11 protein-coding genes are annotated in these 15,956 nt (G+C 38.4%); 8 read left to right on the top strand and 3 right to left on the bottom strand.

Translation table 11 applies throughout. The features are described from left to right. The first annotated feature begins 62 nt into the window (after positions 1-62). A complete protein-coding gene (locus BC008_RS47795) occupies positions 63-1,187 on the top strand; it encodes an N-acetylmuramoyl-L-alanine amidase (protein ID WP_082650682.1) in 1,125 nt (374 codons plus the stop codon). A 217-nt stretch (positions 1,188-1,404) separates the two neighbouring features. Here the strand turns inward: BC008_RS47795 and ribBA are convergent, their stop codons facing one another. After that, positions 1,405-3,087, bottom strand: coding sequence for a bifunctional 3,4-dihydroxy-2-butanone-4-phosphate synthase/GTP cyclohydrolase II (gene ribBA, locus BC008_RS32200; RefSeq protein WP_027844635.1), 1,683 nt, complete (start codon positions 3,085-3,087; stop codon positions 1,405-1,407). A gap of 553 nt (positions 3,088-3,640) precedes the next feature. Here ribBA and argC point away from each other — a divergent pair. After that, positions 3,641-4,711, top strand: a complete 1,071-nt coding sequence (gene argC, locus BC008_RS32195; RefSeq protein WP_027844636.1) for an N-acetyl-gamma-glutamyl-phosphate reductase — start codon at positions 3,641-3,643, stop codon at positions 4,709-4,711. A 117-nt stretch (positions 4,712-4,828) separates the two neighbouring features. Here the strand turns inward: argC and eno are convergent, their stop codons facing one another. Beyond that, positions 4,829-6,109 (bottom strand): phosphopyruvate hydratase, encoded by a 1,281-nt coding sequence (gene eno, locus BC008_RS32190; RefSeq protein ID WP_027844637.1) that lies wholly within the window; start codon positions 6,107-6,109, stop codon positions 4,829-4,831. 66 nt (positions 6,110-6,175) lie between these two features. Further along, a complete protein-coding gene (locus BC008_RS48770; protein WP_153009699.1) occupies positions 6,176-6,385 on the bottom strand; it encodes a hypothetical protein in 210 nt (69 codons plus the stop codon). Between the two features lie 209 nt (positions 6,386-6,594). Here BC008_RS48770 and BC008_RS32185 point away from each other — a divergent pair, with 209 nt between their 5' ends. The 6 genes from BC008_RS32185 to BC008_RS32160 all read left to right on the top strand — a co-directional run bounded on the left by BC008_RS32185 (position 6,595) and on the right by BC008_RS32160 (position 15,926). Continuing rightward, positions 6,595-7,230, top strand: coding sequence for a 4Fe-4S single cluster domain-containing protein (locus tag BC008_RS32185; protein WP_027846116.1), 636 nt, complete (start codon positions 6,595-6,597; stop codon positions 7,228-7,230). A gap of 259 nt (positions 7,231-7,489) precedes the next feature. Then, positions 7,490-7,903, top strand: coding sequence for a lactoylglutathione lyase (gene gloA / locus BC008_RS32180; RefSeq protein WP_027846117.1), 414 nt, complete (start codon positions 7,490-7,492; stop codon positions 7,901-7,903). 38 nt (positions 7,904-7,941) lie between these two features. Further along, positions 7,942-9,873 carry an iron uptake porin gene (locus BC008_RS32175; protein WP_063800839.1) on the top strand — a complete coding sequence of 644 codons (1,932 nt, stop codon included), beginning with the start codon at positions 7,942-7,944 and terminating at the stop codon, positions 9,871-9,873. Between the two features lie 490 nt (positions 9,874-10,363). After that, positions 10,364-13,021, top strand: coding sequence for an ATP-dependent chaperone ClpB (gene clpB, locus BC008_RS32170; protein WP_027846119.1), 2,658 nt, complete (start codon positions 10,364-10,366; stop codon positions 13,019-13,021). A gap of 736 nt (positions 13,022-13,757) precedes the next feature. Beyond that, on the top strand, positions 13,758-14,771 hold the full coding sequence (gene hpsE, locus BC008_RS32165) for a hormogonium polysaccharide biosynthesis glycosyltransferase HpsE (RefSeq protein ID WP_027842204.1): 1,014 nt from the start codon (positions 13,758-13,760) through the stop codon (positions 14,769-14,771). Positions 14,772-14,936: 165 nt separating this feature from the next. Then, positions 14,937-15,926: a glycosyltransferase gene (locus tag BC008_RS32160; RefSeq protein WP_027842205.1), complete on the top strand. Its 990-nt coding sequence runs from the start codon at positions 14,937-14,939 to the stop codon at positions 15,924-15,926. Positions 15,927-15,956: the final 30 nt, after the last annotated feature.

The following is a 15,956-nucleotide window of genomic DNA, read 5'->3' as shown; positions in this document are numbered from 1 at the left end:
CCTATCTTCATAGAAACAAAAGCAATAATATTAGAAAAATAGCCATATTAATCTTAATAAAGATGAATTTTAATATTTGGTTAAAAAGATTATTAATTATCAGTTTATTAATAACTTCTTTGCTTCTAGCTGTTCTGGTGGGGAATAAAAGTAAGACAGAAGAAAAAATAGCAGAAGTTCAGCCACAAAATACAATAGAAACAGCTTGGAATCCTTCACAAACACAGCTTTTTTCTCATCCAATTCGAAAGAAAGAAGCACCAAAAGATAACATATCGTCGAATTCAGCAAATAATCCTAATTTAAAAGTAAAATCTTCAGAGAATAAATTAAAACAAAACAAACCTATTGATAATTCTCGTACTGACAATAAGATAACTGAAAATAAAATATCAAATAAACAAAAATTATCTCAGCAGGAAAATAAATCTTACGAGCAAAATAAATCCTACGAGAAAAATAAATATTACAACCAAAATAGAAGTCAAGTCCAGCAGTTACCTACAATCAAATATCAAACCACACAATATTTTCAGGAATACAAGCCGAAATATACAATTGCTTTGGCAGATCCAAGTAACTATGGCGATCGCTACCCAGTTGATGTGAATGGATTACCTCTCCGACATCAACCAATCGTGGTAATTCATGAAACTAGTAATTCTGCATCCAGTGCGATTAATACTTTCAAAACTCACCATACTAATGATAGTCAACAAGTTAGCTACCACGCTTTAATTACGTTAGATGGAACCGTAGTATATTTAGTCCCTCCAGAAAAACGTGCTTACGGTGCGGGAAACTCAGTTTTTGAGGGAAGTAATGGTATAGAAACGGTTAAAACAAATCCAAATCTACCGCCGTCAGTAAATAACTTTGCTTACCATGTTTCTTTAGAAACACCAGTCGAAGCTCATGGTAAATATTCTTATAAAACCCATAGCGGCTATACCGATCTGCAATACAAATCTCTCGCTTGGTTACTAGCTCAAAGTGATATTCCTGACGAACGTATTACTACACACTATGCAGTAGATCGTTCCGGTCAAAGAATTGATCCCAGGAGTTTTGATTTTAATAAGTTTTTCGATTTATTACATCAGTATCGCCAACCTGTGCTAGCAAGTTCTCAGAAACAAGAACAGGAAGCTGTAAAACGCCAGATAGAAATTTACGATCCTGCCTAATTTTATTTATTTTTGTTGAGTTTATTTTTGTTGAATTTATTCTTGTTTGAGTTGTTTTTGTTTCATTTATAGAGACATAGCACAGCTACATCTCTATTTCTTTCTGATATCTATTTCATAAAAATAGATACTATGATGAGCACGTTTGAAAGCATACTAACGGATGAACACCGCAGGTGTGACTCAGTACCACAGCAAGAAAACTTACTAAGCTCAACTACTCGCCAAAACTATAAATTTTCTGAGTTTCTAAGCGTTCGCAGCAAATCGAAGAAGGTAAAGTACCCTCAGGGAAATGATATCGATCTAAGCCCACCTGCAAATAACTTAGGGGATCTACTCCTGAGGAAATCAGAAATTCTAATTTTTGAATGTAAGGTAAATTAACCAATTGATCGAGAATTGCACCAATTGCTTGAATATAAGGGTGACCTTGTTGTTGATACCAATCAGGACTAGCAATATTAGCTTGATCGAAACCCAAATGGACGATTAATGAGGGTTTATCAAACAAAGCATTTGCTACCGGACGTGCTTCTTCTTGCAATAATAAGTGGTTAATTTTTGCTAAATGTCGTAATTTTTCCAAACGCTCGTAGCGTTCCGTAATTGCTTCTGGGTTATCTTGCCAATGGAGTGCTACTGTAACCAAGTAAGTTTGCAGCAGCATGTGACCTAGTTTTTTCGCCTTAGTTGCTAAATAAATTGAATTGTAGTCGTTTGATTCAATCAGCAACGGTACTCTGTCAACAACTTCTAGACCATAGCCCTTAACACCGGCAATCTTACGGGGATTATTAGTAATCAAACGCATTTTATGGACACCCAAGTCCATAAGGATTTGTGCCCCCATACCATAATCGCGCAAGTCAGCAGGAAATCCCAAACGTTTGTTTGCTTCCACTGTATCGAGACCAAGATCCTGCAAAGAGTAAGCCTTGAGCTTATTAATTAAACCGATACCCCTACCTTCTTGACGTAGGTATACCACAACGCCTTGCCCTGCATCCTCAATCATTTTTAATGCTGCTTGGAGTTGCATCCGACAGTCACAGCGCAAAGAACCAATAGCATCCCCAGTTAAACATTCCGAATGCATTCTTACCATTACAGGTTGTTTTTCAAACTGTTCTGGGTCACCTTTAACAATCGCGACATGCTCTGAGTTATCTAGGGTGTGACGATAGGCGTAGATTTTGAATAAACCAAACTGGGTTGGTAATTCAGCAACGGTTTCTCGAATAATTAAGCGATCATGTTGCAGACGATAACTAATTAAATCGGCAATGCTAATTATTTTTAGCTGATGTCTAGAAGCATATTCAATTAACTCTGGTAATCGCGCCATCGAACCGTCAGGGTTCTGAATCTCACAAATTACCCCTGCAGGATATAACCCTGCTAATCGAGATAAATCTACAGCCGCTTCTGTATGTCCTGCCCGTTTAAGTACCCCACCTTTCTTTGCACGCAGAGGAAAAATATGTCCGGGACGGCGTAAATCTTCTGGTTTGGTAGCAGGATTGAGGGCAATTTGAATTGTCCGGGCACGGTCTTCTGCAGAAATCCCGGTGGTTACACCTAATTCAGGAGAGGCATCAATACTAACAGTAAAAGCAGTTTGATTGGGATCGGTAATATTAGTTACCATCAATGGCAAATCTAGTTGGTCTAGACGATCGCCTGTCATTGACAAACAAATTAACCCCCGTGCTTCCACCGCCATAAAATTTATGGTGTCTGGCGTCGCAAATTGAGCAGCGCAAATTAAGTCGCCTTCATTTTCACGATTTTCGTCATCGACAACCACAATAATGCGACCAGCTTTCAGGTCAGATAAAGCGGATTCTATAGAGTCAAACTCAAAATTTTGATTAAAGGTAGTCTTAGACTGCGACACTTACTATTTCCAGCGACCGACGAATGTAAACTTTTTTAACAAAAACTTATTCGTTTATTGTAGCTTCTTTGGTTGACTATGGAAGCAAAATAGCAATGATTCGATAACATGACTTTGAGATGAAGCGGCAAAACTTCATTTCTAATACCATGGGGCAAAGTTCATTAAAATCACAATTGACAATTAATTCTTGGGATTAGGTTTTGAAAATACTTTTCGTGGCTGAGCATAATAAGCAAACACAGTCGGGCGACCCAGATGTTTTCCGACCTCCTCCTTCAAGAAACTGAAAACTACAACCCCGGCAAAAACCTCAGGGATATTTATTAAGGAAATTTATCGCAGATTGGGAGTCACAAAGGTACAGAGCAAAAGCTGGAATTCAGTCGTAAAATACACCCTACTCCTGACTCCTGTCTTCTGACTCCTGAATTCTGCTATATTTATCAGCCGTTTTCCTAATCAGCATCTACCAGACAAAAGGTTGGCGAACGGTTGAGAAAAAAGCAGCAAGTCAACAAGTTAACCAACTACTGATTAAGGATTTCATATCATGGGTAATTTTCGGCGCGTACCTGTAGGAGTTATTGGCGCGTCAGGCTATGGCGGAGTACAGTTGATTCGATTACTAATTGACCACCCACAGGTAGAAATAGTTTACTTGGGTGGGGACAAGAGTTCTGGAAATGTTAACGGTAAAAGTTTTGGGGATATTTATCCGCATTTATCTCATGTTGTAGATTTATCCATTGAGCCTCCAGAATTGGATAAAATTGCCAGGAAGTGTGAAGCTGTATTTCTTTCTCTACCAAATGGTTTAGCTTGCCAGATGGTACCTCAATTATTAGACAAGGGTTGTAAAGTAATTGACTTGAGCGCCGACTACCGATTTAGCGATCTGACAGTATACACCCGATGGTATGGGAAGGAAAGACATGATACTTCCGTTGCAGAAAATGCAGTTTATGGGTTGCCAGAACTTTATCGCGATCGCATTTCTGAAGCTCAATTAATTGGTTGTCCGGGTTGCGATCCTACTGCCAGTTTATTAGCCCTTTCTCCCCTTCTTAAACAGGGTTTAATCGTACCAGAGACTGCGATTATTGATGCGAAATCAGGTACTTCCAGTGGAGGAAGAAATCCAAGTACAGAATTACTATTAGCAGAAGCAGATAATTCCCTCACAGCCTACGGAATTGCCCACCATCGGCATACACCAGAGATAGAGCAGGTTTGTAGTGAATTAGCACGTCATGAAATTACTGTGCAGTTTACTCCTCACCTAATTCCCATGGTCAGAGGAGTTTTAGCGACGGTATATGCCAGACTAAGGGATCCAGGTTTAGTAAGAGATGACTTGATCACCATTTACAGAGCTTTTTATCGTAACTGCCCTTGGGTAAATATTTGCGAACCCGGAATTTACCCCCAAACAAAATGGGCTGGAGGTAGTAACCTTTGTTATATAGGCATTGAAGTTGATTCCCGTACTGGGCGCGCGATCGTGATGTCAGTGATTGATAACCTCATAAAAGGCAAAGCCGGACAAGCAATTCAGTGTTTTAACATCATGATGGGTTGGGAAGAAACTCAAGGTTTACCTAAGTTGGGTTTTTATCCTTGAAGGGAATTGGCGATGGGCGACTGGCGACTGGCGACTGGCGACTGAGAAGAAGATAAATATTTTACCTTTGTCTCTTTTCCCAATCCCTAATCCCTGGTCGCCAATCCCCAGTCCCCCTTACCTCGGTCCGAGCCCTACGGTACCAGCATAAACAGCGCGATCGCCAAGTTCGTCTTCAATTCGTAATAAGCGGTTATATTTTGCTACTCGTTCGCTACGACAAAGAGAACCAGTTTTGATTTGACCAGCACGAGTAGCTACAGCTAGATCGGCAATTGTTGTATCTTCTGTTTCACCAGAACGGTGACTGATAACTGAACGGAAACTGTTGCGAGTCGCTAAGTTAATTGTTTCCAAGGTTTCTGTCAAAGAACCGATTTGGTTGAGTTTAATCAAAATTGCATTGGCAGATTCTTCCTCAATTCCTTTTTGGAGGCGAGTTGCATTGGTCACAAATAAGTCATCTCCCACCAATTGCACTTTAGAACCAATTTTTTGGGTTAATAACTTCCAACTTTGCCAATCTTCTTCGTGTAAACCATCTTCAATGGAAACAATTGGATATTGTTGAGATAACTGACCCAAATAACCGACAAATTCCTCAGGAGAATGAGGTTTACCATCATAAACATACTGCCCGTCTTTATAAAATTCACTCGCAGCAACATCCAAGGCTAAAGCAACCTGTTCTCCTGGCTTATATCCAGCTTTCTCGATCGCAGCAATTAATAATTCCAAAGCAACTTGATTGGACTCCAGGTTGGGTGCAAAACCACCTTCATCTCCCACACCTGTAAGCAAATTCTTCTCGTCCAAAACTTTACTTAAGGTCGCAAATACTTCAGCACCCCAACGTAAAGCTTCCCGGAAGGAACCTGCACCTACCGGGACAATCATAAATTCTTGAAAATCAACATTATTTGCAGCGTGGGCACCACCATTAATTACATTCATCAATGGTACCGGTAATAAATTTGCTAGCGGTCCGCCCAAATAACGATATAGTGGCACTCCCAATGATAAAGCACTAGCTTTGGCAGCAGCTAAGGAAACCGCTAAGATCGCATTAGCACCTAAATTAGATTTATTTGGAGAACCATCAAGAGAAATCATTGTTCGATCCAATAATTCCTGGTTGAGGGCATCCATTTGTAACAACTTTGGAGCTAGTGTTTCTTGGATATTCTGCACTGCTTTAAGTACACCTTTACCACCATAGCGGTTTTTATCTCCATCTCTTAACTCATGGGCTTCAAAAGTTCCGGTAGAAGCACCACTGGGAACTTGTGCCAACCCTACGGCACCATCAACCAGATAAACTTCCGCTTCTACTGTTGGTCTACCCCGCGAATCCAAAATTTCCCGGGCAACAATAGTTTCAATGGCGGTATTAATCATCCGTAATTTTTCCTTTGTATAAGTGCATGAAATAGCCAATCGAGAAAAAAGCCTCGATGAAATGACTCAACCGTTAGCATAGGTGCTTCTTGCTAAATCTAAGCAGGATATTAAGGAAGATTTTGGGTCGTGGAGATTGGCGACTAGTGACTGGCGACTGGCGACTGGCGACTGGGAAGAAAACAAATACTTCATCTCTTCTATGCCCAATTCCAAATTATCAATCTCAAATCCCCAATCCCTAATCCCCAATCGCCATATGCCGCAAGGCGGCACGCAGTGCTTATGGCTAACGCCATGCTTCCGCTAACGCCAATCCCCAATCCCTAATTCCTAATCCCCAATCCCTAATCCCCAATCGCCATATGCCGCAAGGCGGCACGCAGTGCTTATGGCTAACGCCACGCTTCCGCTAACGCCAATCCCTAATCCCCAATCCCCAATTCCTAATCCCCAATCCCCAATCCCCACAACAGAGCAAAATCATGAATCAACAGAATTTTAATTCAAACTTCGATCCCAAGGTCAAAGAATCGGAAATTCCCCCTGGACATCTCAACATTATGGGTTATGTGGATGAGTCAGAAGTTAATGGTCCTGGATGTCGAGCAGTAATTTGGGTGCAGGGATGCTGGCGAGAGTGTCCCGGTTGTTTTAATCCTGAATCTTGGTCATTTGATACCAATCAATTAATATCAATTGATGATTTGGTCAATAAAATTCTCAGTAAACCGCGCAATCAAGGAGTTACTTTTTCCGGTGGCGAACCTTTTTTGCAAGCTCCCGCACTAGCTGAATTAGCTGCCAAAATTAAAGCAAAAGGCTTAAATGTAATGTCTTTTACAGGATTTACCCTAGAACAATTACAATCTCAAAATGCACCAACAGGTGCCAAATTATTATTGCAGCAATTGGATATTCTAATTGATGGGCCCTACATTGAATCTTTAGCTATTAACTCCCCCAATTCTCCCGTTTCCTCTCGGAATCAACAGGTTCGCATCTTTAATCCTGCTTTAAAAGACCAAATAAATTGGGCTAGCGATCAAATAGAGGTTCATATTTTTAAGAATGGCAGCCGACTAGTAACTGGTTACAGGGGAGGACTTGAATTGTCGTAAGCCTTCGGTGGGTGGAAATGTTTTTAATCAATTGGGGATGGATGTAGTAAACTACTCTTCTGCTGGTTTACTTAATTGCTTTTGACCAGCTTAAGAGACATAGCATTGCTACGTCTTCAGAGAGAAAAAACCTATATTCGACTCCGACCCTCAAATATTTAGTCGGGAGATAAACTCAAATTTATTTCTTCTCTCACCCCCAATTTGTAAAATATTCAAAGATGAAAATATTTCATTAAGTCAAGATAAGGGATTGAAGATGCGTTTACTGCACACGATGCTGCGGGTTGCCGATCTAGAGGAATCATTGAAATTTTACTGTGACATCCTGGGAATGAAATTAATCCGACAGAAAGATTATCCGGGAGGTAAATTTACTCTAGCCTTTGTTGGTTATGGTGAGGAGAAAAACAATACGGTATTAGAGCTTACTTATAACTGGGGTGTTGATAGTTACGATATAGGAGATGCTTACGGTCATATTGCGATTGGAGTTGATGATATTTATACTACATGCGAAACCATTAAAAAACTTGGTGGAAAAGTAGTACGCGAACCGGGACCTATGAAACATGGTTCTACTGTGATTGCTTTTGTTCAGGACCCAAATGGGTACAAAGTTGAACTCATCCAAACTAGTAATCGAAGCGAAACAGTTGTTACCACAAAGTAGGGACTAAAAGCAGTAGTTTTGATTAAAAAGTGTGGGTGATGAATTTGAGGGGTAAGCAATCGCCAGGGGAAGTCTTTCTTTTGCTAGTAAATTCGGAAAATATTGATAAGGAATCAGTACAAAGCTCTATTAATAGTCATAACAAGACGATTAGACGTTTGATAGTGCTAGGAAGTGTATTAACTGGTGGTGTTATTTCAAACTGTTCAGTATCACGAGCAAGTATCGTAGTACAAAACACACTTCCACCAGAACAGATCGCTGATACTGCAACAGCAGGAGAATTATTGACCGGTAAAGATATTCCTCACTCAGAAATATCCCCACCAGAAAAAGATTTAAGTCTGTTACAAACAGAGTTCTCATCGACTACATCAGCAATTACTACAACAGCAACCGATGCTCCTGAAAAACTAGAAAAACAATTTTCTTCCCCTATCGATCGCGCTTACCCACCTCCCCATAACTCAGCAGGATTATCGTTCCCATCCGATAAAGCAAATAATTCAAATGAAGTAAATAATTTAGGGGTAAAAACCGAAATCAAGTCTCAAATTACTCCTGGTAATGAGCGCATTCCAAAAACTAATCAACCCTCAGTATCGGGATTATCAGATGTTTACCCTACAGATTGGGCTTATCAAGCACTTAAATCTTTGGTTGAGCGATACCAGGTAATTTCTGGCTATCCCGATGGAACCTTTCGCGGTAAACGTCCCCTCACACGCTATGAATTTGCGGAAATTTTGTCAGCAACCGTTGACAAGATGGAAAGTGTGGTGGCTGACCTTACAGGTCAGGATTATGTCCGTCAAGATATGATAATTTTGCGTCGCCTAAGGTTAGAATATCGGGCAGCCTTGGATGGATTATCTCGTATAGAAAAAATTAGCGATAGCATAGATAGGTTGGAAGGAAATCAATTCTCCACCACTACTAAACTAAGTGGCGAACAGATTTTTGGTTTAACTGGTGGCTCGGGAGCTAATGGTATTTTGCTTAGTCGTTCCCGTGTAAATTTGAGAACTAGTTTTAGACCAAATGATTTACTCATTACTCAATTTGAAGCAGGTAGTGATAGCCAAGACGCTATTGGTTTAAAGCAAGAAGAAAATGGCAATCTTTTAGGGACTAGTGGCTTCATTGCGAATGGTGGTGGGCTTGACTACGCAGATGTCGAAAGCAATTTTAGATTGCGACGTTTGTACTACACCTTGCGTCCCACATCTGATTTAGCTGTAACTCTGGGGGCAAAAATGTCACCACGAGACTTTATTGATCGTAACAGTTACGCTAACAATGAAGCAGTAGATTTTAGTTCCAGCTTTTTTTTGAATAATCCTCTAATAGTCCAAAACCAAATAGATCGTAACGGGGGTGCGGGAGCAGCTATTAGCTGGAATCCTGGAGGAGGAAAATTTACCTTGCGATCGCTTTATATTGCTGGGAACAGTAGCGAACCTGATTCTGATTCGGATGGAGGTCTGTTTGGTGACCCCCGTCAATCAAGTGTGGAACTAGAATATGTTCCCAGTAAGCAACTAACTATTCGGTTACAATATACTAATGCCTCAATTAATAATATTGATATTGAAGCTTTTGGCGTAAATGCTGAATATTCCCTTAATTACAATACTGGTATTTTTGCTCGCTTGGGATTCGGTAAATATCAGGGATTTAGTACTGTTACTAACACAGATTTAGATTTAAATCCTGTAAGTTGGGCAATAGGTGTGGGCTTTCGAAATATTGTGATTCCCGGTACAATTGCCGGGATTGCCATAGGTCAACCTTTTGCTACCAATGGCTTAGGTGATGCCAATCAAATTAATTTAGAAGCATTTTATAATTTGCAACTGAGCGATAATATCAGTGTTACCCCCACCTTCACTTTTGTTGATAACGCGGATAACGATAGCTCAAATAGTATAATTTGGCAAAGTACTTTGAGAACGGTTATTTCCTTTTAAATTACTTTAAAGATATTTTTGTGCTCTTTATATTTCAAAAAAACCAAAAAAAACTTTATAATTTCTTTCTTAATTCAAATTTTTCTTAGTTCTGAATTCTTACTTTTTATTATTTGCTCCTAACTTCTAACTTTTAACTCATACGATGCTTGAGCGCCGATGCGTTAACGCTCGTTAGAGTATGGTCAATCCTGATTTCTTACTCCTAACTTACTTTTCTTAAATAAAGTTCGCTCAAATTGTTAGATTGGATCTAAATCCTAAAATCTAAATCCTCACTCAAATCTCAATCTCAGAATCTAGATTTCAGATTGCAACCGTATATACAAGTGGATACGCACTCATAATGTTTGGATAATAAGTTAAGGTAAGTCCCACTGTCGCAATCGAATTTCATACCACTTTACCTGAGTTTAAAGGGGTAAGTTTTTCCTCGTTCTCATGAAAGTGCTCCCAAAATCCGCCTAAATGATATCCTAAATTCATTCATATGCAGCCCACAGATCCAGATAAATTTACTGATAAAGCTTGGGAAGGGATAGTTAAATCCCAAGATATTGTTCGTGCTTATCAACAACAGCAGCTCGATGTCGAACATTTAATAATTGCCCTTTTGGAACAAGACAACAGCCTAGCTTCACGAATTCTCAATCGTTCGGGTGTTGATGTTTCCAGAATGCAACAGCAATTGGAAGATTTTACACGGCGTCAACCTAAAGTAGGCAAATCCGATCAGCTCTATCTTAGTCGCAGCTTAGATAGGATGCTAGATAATGCAGATGCGGCTAGGGAGAGAATGCAGGACGCTTACATCTCCATAGAACATGTCTTAATGGGGTTTGCCGAAGATGAACGTATTGGGCGGCGGATGTTCAAAAGCATGAATGCGGATGTATCTAGTCTGGAGGCTGCAATCAAAGCAATTCGCGGTAGTCAAAAAGTTACAGATCAAAATCCAGAGTCTCGCTATGAAGCCCTGCAAAAATTTGGTTTGGACTTGACAGAACAAGCAAAATTAGGAAAGCTTGACCCGGTAATTGGGCGTGATGAAGAAATTCGCCGAGTAATTCAGGTATTATCCCGTCGTAGTAAGAATAATCCAGTTTTAATTGGCGAACCAGGGGTAGGCAAAACTGCGATCGCTGAAGCTTTGGCGCAGCGGATCGTTAAAGGTGATGTTCCCGAATCTTTAAAAAACCGTCAATTAATTACTTTGGATATTGGTAGTTTAATTGCTGGTGCCAAATATCGGGGTGAATTTGAAGACCGCCTAAAATCAGTACTAAGGGAAGTTACAGAATCAAACGGTCAAATAGTTTTATTTATTGACGAATTACATACTGTTGTTGGTGCTGGCTCTGGCAAACAAGGGTCAATGGATGCGGGTAATTTACTTAAACCCATGTTGGCGCGGGGTGAGTTGCGTTGTATTGGAGCAACAACATTAGATGAATACCGCAAGTACATTGAAAAAGATGCAGCTTTAGAAAGACGTTTTCAGCAAATACTGGTAAAACAACCCAATGTAGAAAATACTATTTCGATTTTGAGGGGTTTGAAAGAACGTTATGAAGTACACCATAACGTCAAAATTTCTGATTCAGCTTTAGTCGCAGCTGCAACATTATCAGCAAGGTATATTGCTGATCGGTTTTTACCGGATAAAGCGATCGACTTAGTAGACGAAGCCGCAGCACAATTAAAAATGGAAATTACTTCCAAACCAACTGAGTTGGAAAACATTGAGCGGCGATTAATGCAGCTAGAAATGGAAAAACTTTCCTTAGCAGGAGAAGAAATAGCAACGCCACAAACTAAAGAAAGGTTAGAACGAATCGAGAGAGAAATCGGATCGTTAACTGAAAAACAGCAAGAATTTAACGAGCAATGGCAAGGTGAAAAGAAACTTTTAGAAGCAATTAGTACCCTTAAAAAAGAAGAAGAGAATCTCAGAGTCCAAATTGAACAAGCAGAACGCGACTACGATCTTAACACTGCAGCCCAATTAAAGTATGGAAAATTAGAAGTAGTACAACGGGAATTAGAAGATAAAGAAGCGCAGTTACTCAAAATTCAATCCCAAGATTCTAGTTTATTACGGGAACAGGTCACCGAAGCTGATATTGCTGAAATCGTTGCAAAATGGACGGGGATTCCTGTAAATCGTCTTTTGGAATCGGAAAGACAGAAATTATTACAGTTGGAACAGCACTTACAGCTAAGAGTTGTCGGTCAAAGTGAAGCCGTTGAGACTGTTTCTGCTGCAATTCGCCGCGCCCGTGCGGGAATGAAAGACCCATCTCGCCCCATCGGCTCATTTTTATTTATGGGACCAACAGGTGTGGGTAAAACTGAGTTAGCAAGGGCTTTAGCTGCATTTTTGTTTGATGCTGATGACGCCTTGGTGCGTTTGGATATGTCTGAGTATATGGAAAAGCATGCGGTTTCCCGTTTAGTTGGTGCACCTCCCGGATATGTTGGTTACGAAGAAGGGGGTCAACTTTCCGAAGCTATTCGTCGCCGTCCTTACTCAGTAGTCTTACTCGATGAAGTAGAAAAAGCTCACCCTGACGTATTTAATATTCTTTTACAAGTATTAGATGACGGTAGAATTACTGATTCCCAAGGAAGAGTTGTAGATTTTCGCAATACTGTCATCGTCATGACCAGTAATATTGGTAGCGAACACATTCTGGATGTTTCCGGTGATGAATCCCAATACGAACAAATGCGAAATCGAGTTACAGATTCTTTGCGATCGCACTTCCGTCCGGAATTTCTCAACCGGATTGACGATCTAATTATCTTTCATCCTTTGGGTCGCAACGAAATGGCGAAAATTATTCGCATTCAACTCAAGCGGGTAGAAAGTCTGCTCGCAGATCAAAAGATTTCCTTAGAAATTTCCAAAGCAGCCTGCGATTACTTAGTTAATGTCGGTTACGATCCGGTTTACGGTGCTCGTCCAATAAAAAGAGCAATTCAAAGAGAAGTGGAAAACCCGATCGCGACAAAAATTTTAGAAAATACCTTTATTGCTGGTGACACGATTGTAATAAATAAAGAAGATAAAGGTCTGAGTTTTCGGAAAAAAAAAGTAGCAGCTAAAATTTCTGTGAATTCAAATCCTGTCAGATTGATTAGTTGATGTAAAGATTGTAAGGTGTGAACTCGAAAATTCGAGCGAAATACACTTTATTGAAAAATAAGTTCTGAAAGTAAATTGATTTTTAGAGACGTTCCACTCAGTAGCAAAACTGTAGTATTTGTGGGACGTCTCTATAATTTGTTGTTAATCTTTTGGCTTATAAGGGAAGAATATAAATATAAGTCAACAGAATCGGAATATCTACAGATTTATAATGAAATACCTTAGTTTAAAGTACTTAGAATAAATAAATATTCCATTTTGTAGGGTGTGTGAGGCGCGCAAAAGAATATCTTTTTTAGGTAACCTTTGTCATCGTGCCGTAAAGCATTGTTTTGAGCATAATCTAACGCAGTAAGTGAGTAGGCGAGAAAAAAGTAAACTATGTAAATAAATATAAAATATCTGTATTTGGCTAGTAGTAGCGCTTTAGCGCTAAAGCGCTATTACAAACAAGTTATGATTTTTCTTACTAACGTACTTAACAAAAATATTAATAAAGATAATAAATTTTTTAGGGTGTGTTAAGCGCGCGAGAAAATATATTTTCTGTTCGTCTTTATAATTACGACGTAACGCACTATAGCACCATAAAAAATGATAAATATCATAAATTTATTTTGACTTGAATAAATTATTTAAGTTTGTAATTGGTTTGTGTCTAGATGATATGTTAATGACGCTAAAGCGTAACCACAAATAAAGTCAATAAAAAATATAAACGATCTAAAAAATAATGTCTCTTGATTTAACTATCGCTATTACGACTTATAACGGCGAGAAACGTTTACCTCAAGTTTTAGAAAAATTAAAAAATCAAATAGATACAAAAAATATTAAATGGGAAGTTCTAATTGTTGACAACAACAGCACAGATAATACAGCGAAAATTATTCGAGAATATCAAGTAAATTGGTTAAAAAATGTTCCTTTACGCTATTGCTTTGAAAGTCAACAAGGAGTTCAGTTTGCCAGAAAAAAAGCAATTTCAGAAGCAAAAGGCGACCTTATTGGTTTTATTGATGATGATAATTTACCATATTCTAACTGGGTAAAAGCAGCTTGTGAATTTGCGAAAAAAAACCCCAAAGCAGGAGCCTTCAGTAGTAGAATTCATGGTTTGTTTGAGACCGAACCTTCCGAGGAACTTAAAAAGATTATTTTTTATTTAGCGATTGTGGATCGAGGTGTTGAGCCTATGTTGTACGAACCTCGCCAAAAAGGACTTCCTCCAGGTGCGGGGTTAGTTGTTAGACGTGAAGTCTGGGAAAAATACGTTCCTTCACGCTTACTTCTAGTTAGTAGATCTGGAAATTCTATTATGGCAGGAGGTGAAGATGCTGAAGTGCTGCTACATATTTATAGAGCTGGTTGGGAAATTTGGTATAACCCAACCATGGAAATCGATCATCTGATTCCATCTTGGCGATTAGAGAAAACTTATTTGACGCAGCTAATGCGCAGTATAGGTTTAGGGCGCTTCCACTTAAGAATGTTATTACTGCAGTGGTGGGAAAGACCTATAGCTTTTGTGTTTTATCTGATTAATGATTTATGCAAAATAATTATCCATTTCATCGCTAATATTTGTCCGAGATTATTTCCCAATATTCAAGATTTTATTTCTATTAATTGCGAAAATAATATAGTTAATATCTGTGAAATGGAACGTTTAATTGGTACTTTTTTTAGCCCATTTCATTTGGCAAAATTTAAATTTAAAGAACTAATATTTAATAAAAATGTTTAGTCTGATTTATTGATTGTTAACTTACAAAAAATAATAAAAATTTGAGACAATCACGGATGATTAGTTTGTTAAAAGATATATATAATAAATAATTATAGAATCATTGAAAATAAAGATTCATTGTATCTATTTACATAAGAATTATTTACATCATAATTATAATAGATGGTACTAGTTTCTGTAATTATCCCAGTATATAATGGCGAAAAAACTATTCAAGAAACAATTCAGTCAGTACTGAATCAAACGATTATGGACTTTGAATTAATCATCATTAATTCAGCGTCAACTGACTCCACCTTAGAAATTATTTCTCAATTTAAAGACCCACGAATTCAGACTTATTCCTATCCAAAAGCTAATGTAGCAGTTAATCGTAATCGTGGCTTAAAATATGCTTCTGGCGAATTTATTAGTTTCATTGATGCTGATGACCTTTGGACTAAAGATAAATTAGCAGATCACTGCAAAGCACTACAGGAAAACCCACAAGCCGTTGTTGCTTATAGTTGGACAGATGCTATTGATGAAAACAGCATATTTTTACGCCGATGTAGCCGTGCTCAGTGGAGCGGAGATGTTTATTCAAAACTATTATTGAGTGAATTTATCGGTAGTGGTTCTAACGTAACCATACGTACTAAAGTTTTAAGGGAATTAGGAGGCTTTGATGGTTCACTAACAAATACTCAAGATACGGATATGTGGCTAAAATTAGCTGCTAAATATCATTTCGTCGCTATTCCCAAAGTACAAATTTTATATCGTGTTCTACCTTTTTCCATGTCCTCTAACGTCGTGGGACAGGAAAAATCAAACTTGTTAGTAATTGAGAAAGCATTTGCTCGGACACAAGCATCATCCTTTCAACATTTGAAGCGACATCGTTTAGCAAATTTATACAAGTATCTGATCTATAAAGCGTTAGATGTACCTCCACTTTTGGCAAATTTAAATCCAATAACACTAAAATATCTATGTTTAATAATTAAATACGACCCATATATTTTATTTAAACCTATTATATATAAGGCTTTTTTGAAAATAATTATTATTCTTATTTTTCCAAATAATGTTAGTAATAATTTACTGCAAAAGTTTCCTCATCTAGCCAATACAAGTACTTTATTAGGTTATATAAAATTCAATATTTAATATAATTTATAATATTATATTTATACTTAA

Source organism: Mastigocoleus testarum BC008, assembly GCF_001456025.1.
GTDB lineage: Bacteria > Cyanobacteriota > Cyanobacteriia > Cyanobacteriales > Nostocaceae > Mastigocoleus > Mastigocoleus testarum.
Note: the sequence above shows the minus strand (reverse complement) of the source record. Positions and strands in the feature narration are given on the sequence as shown.

What these genes read in the sequence shown, in the direction of transcription:
- BC008_RS47795 (WP_082650682.1), top strand. Translation starts at nt 63, where the DNA reads ATGAATTTTAATATTTGGTTAAAAAGATTATTAATTATCAGTTTATTA.
- BC008_RS32160 (WP_027842205.1), top strand. Translation starts at nt 14,937, where the DNA reads ATGGTACTAGTTTCTGTAATTATCCCAGTATATAATGGCGAAAAAACT.
- BC008_RS32185 (WP_027846116.1), top strand. Translation starts at nt 6,595, where the DNA reads ATGAATCAACAGAATTTTAATTCAAACTTCGATCCCAAGGTCAAAGAA.
- clpB (WP_027846119.1), top strand. Translation starts at nt 10,364, where the DNA reads ATGCAGCCCACAGATCCAGATAAATTTACTGATAAAGCTTGGGAAGGG.
- gloA (WP_027846117.1), top strand. Translation starts at nt 7,490, where the DNA reads ATGCGTTTACTGCACACGATGCTGCGGGTTGCCGATCTAGAGGAATCA.
- argC (WP_027844636.1), top strand. Translation starts at nt 3,641, where the DNA reads ATGGGTAATTTTCGGCGCGTACCTGTAGGAGTTATTGGCGCGTCAGGC.
- BC008_RS32175 (WP_063800839.1), top strand. Translation starts at nt 7,942, where the DNA reads ATGAATTTGAGGGGTAAGCAATCGCCAGGGGAAGTCTTTCTTTTGCTA.
- eno (WP_027844637.1), bottom strand. Translation starts at nt 6,109, where the DNA reads ATGATTAATACCGCCATTGAAACTATTGTTGCCCGGGAAATTTTGGAT.
- hpsE (WP_027842204.1), top strand. Translation starts at nt 13,758, where the DNA reads ATGTCTCTTGATTTAACTATCGCTATTACGACTTATAACGGCGAGAAA.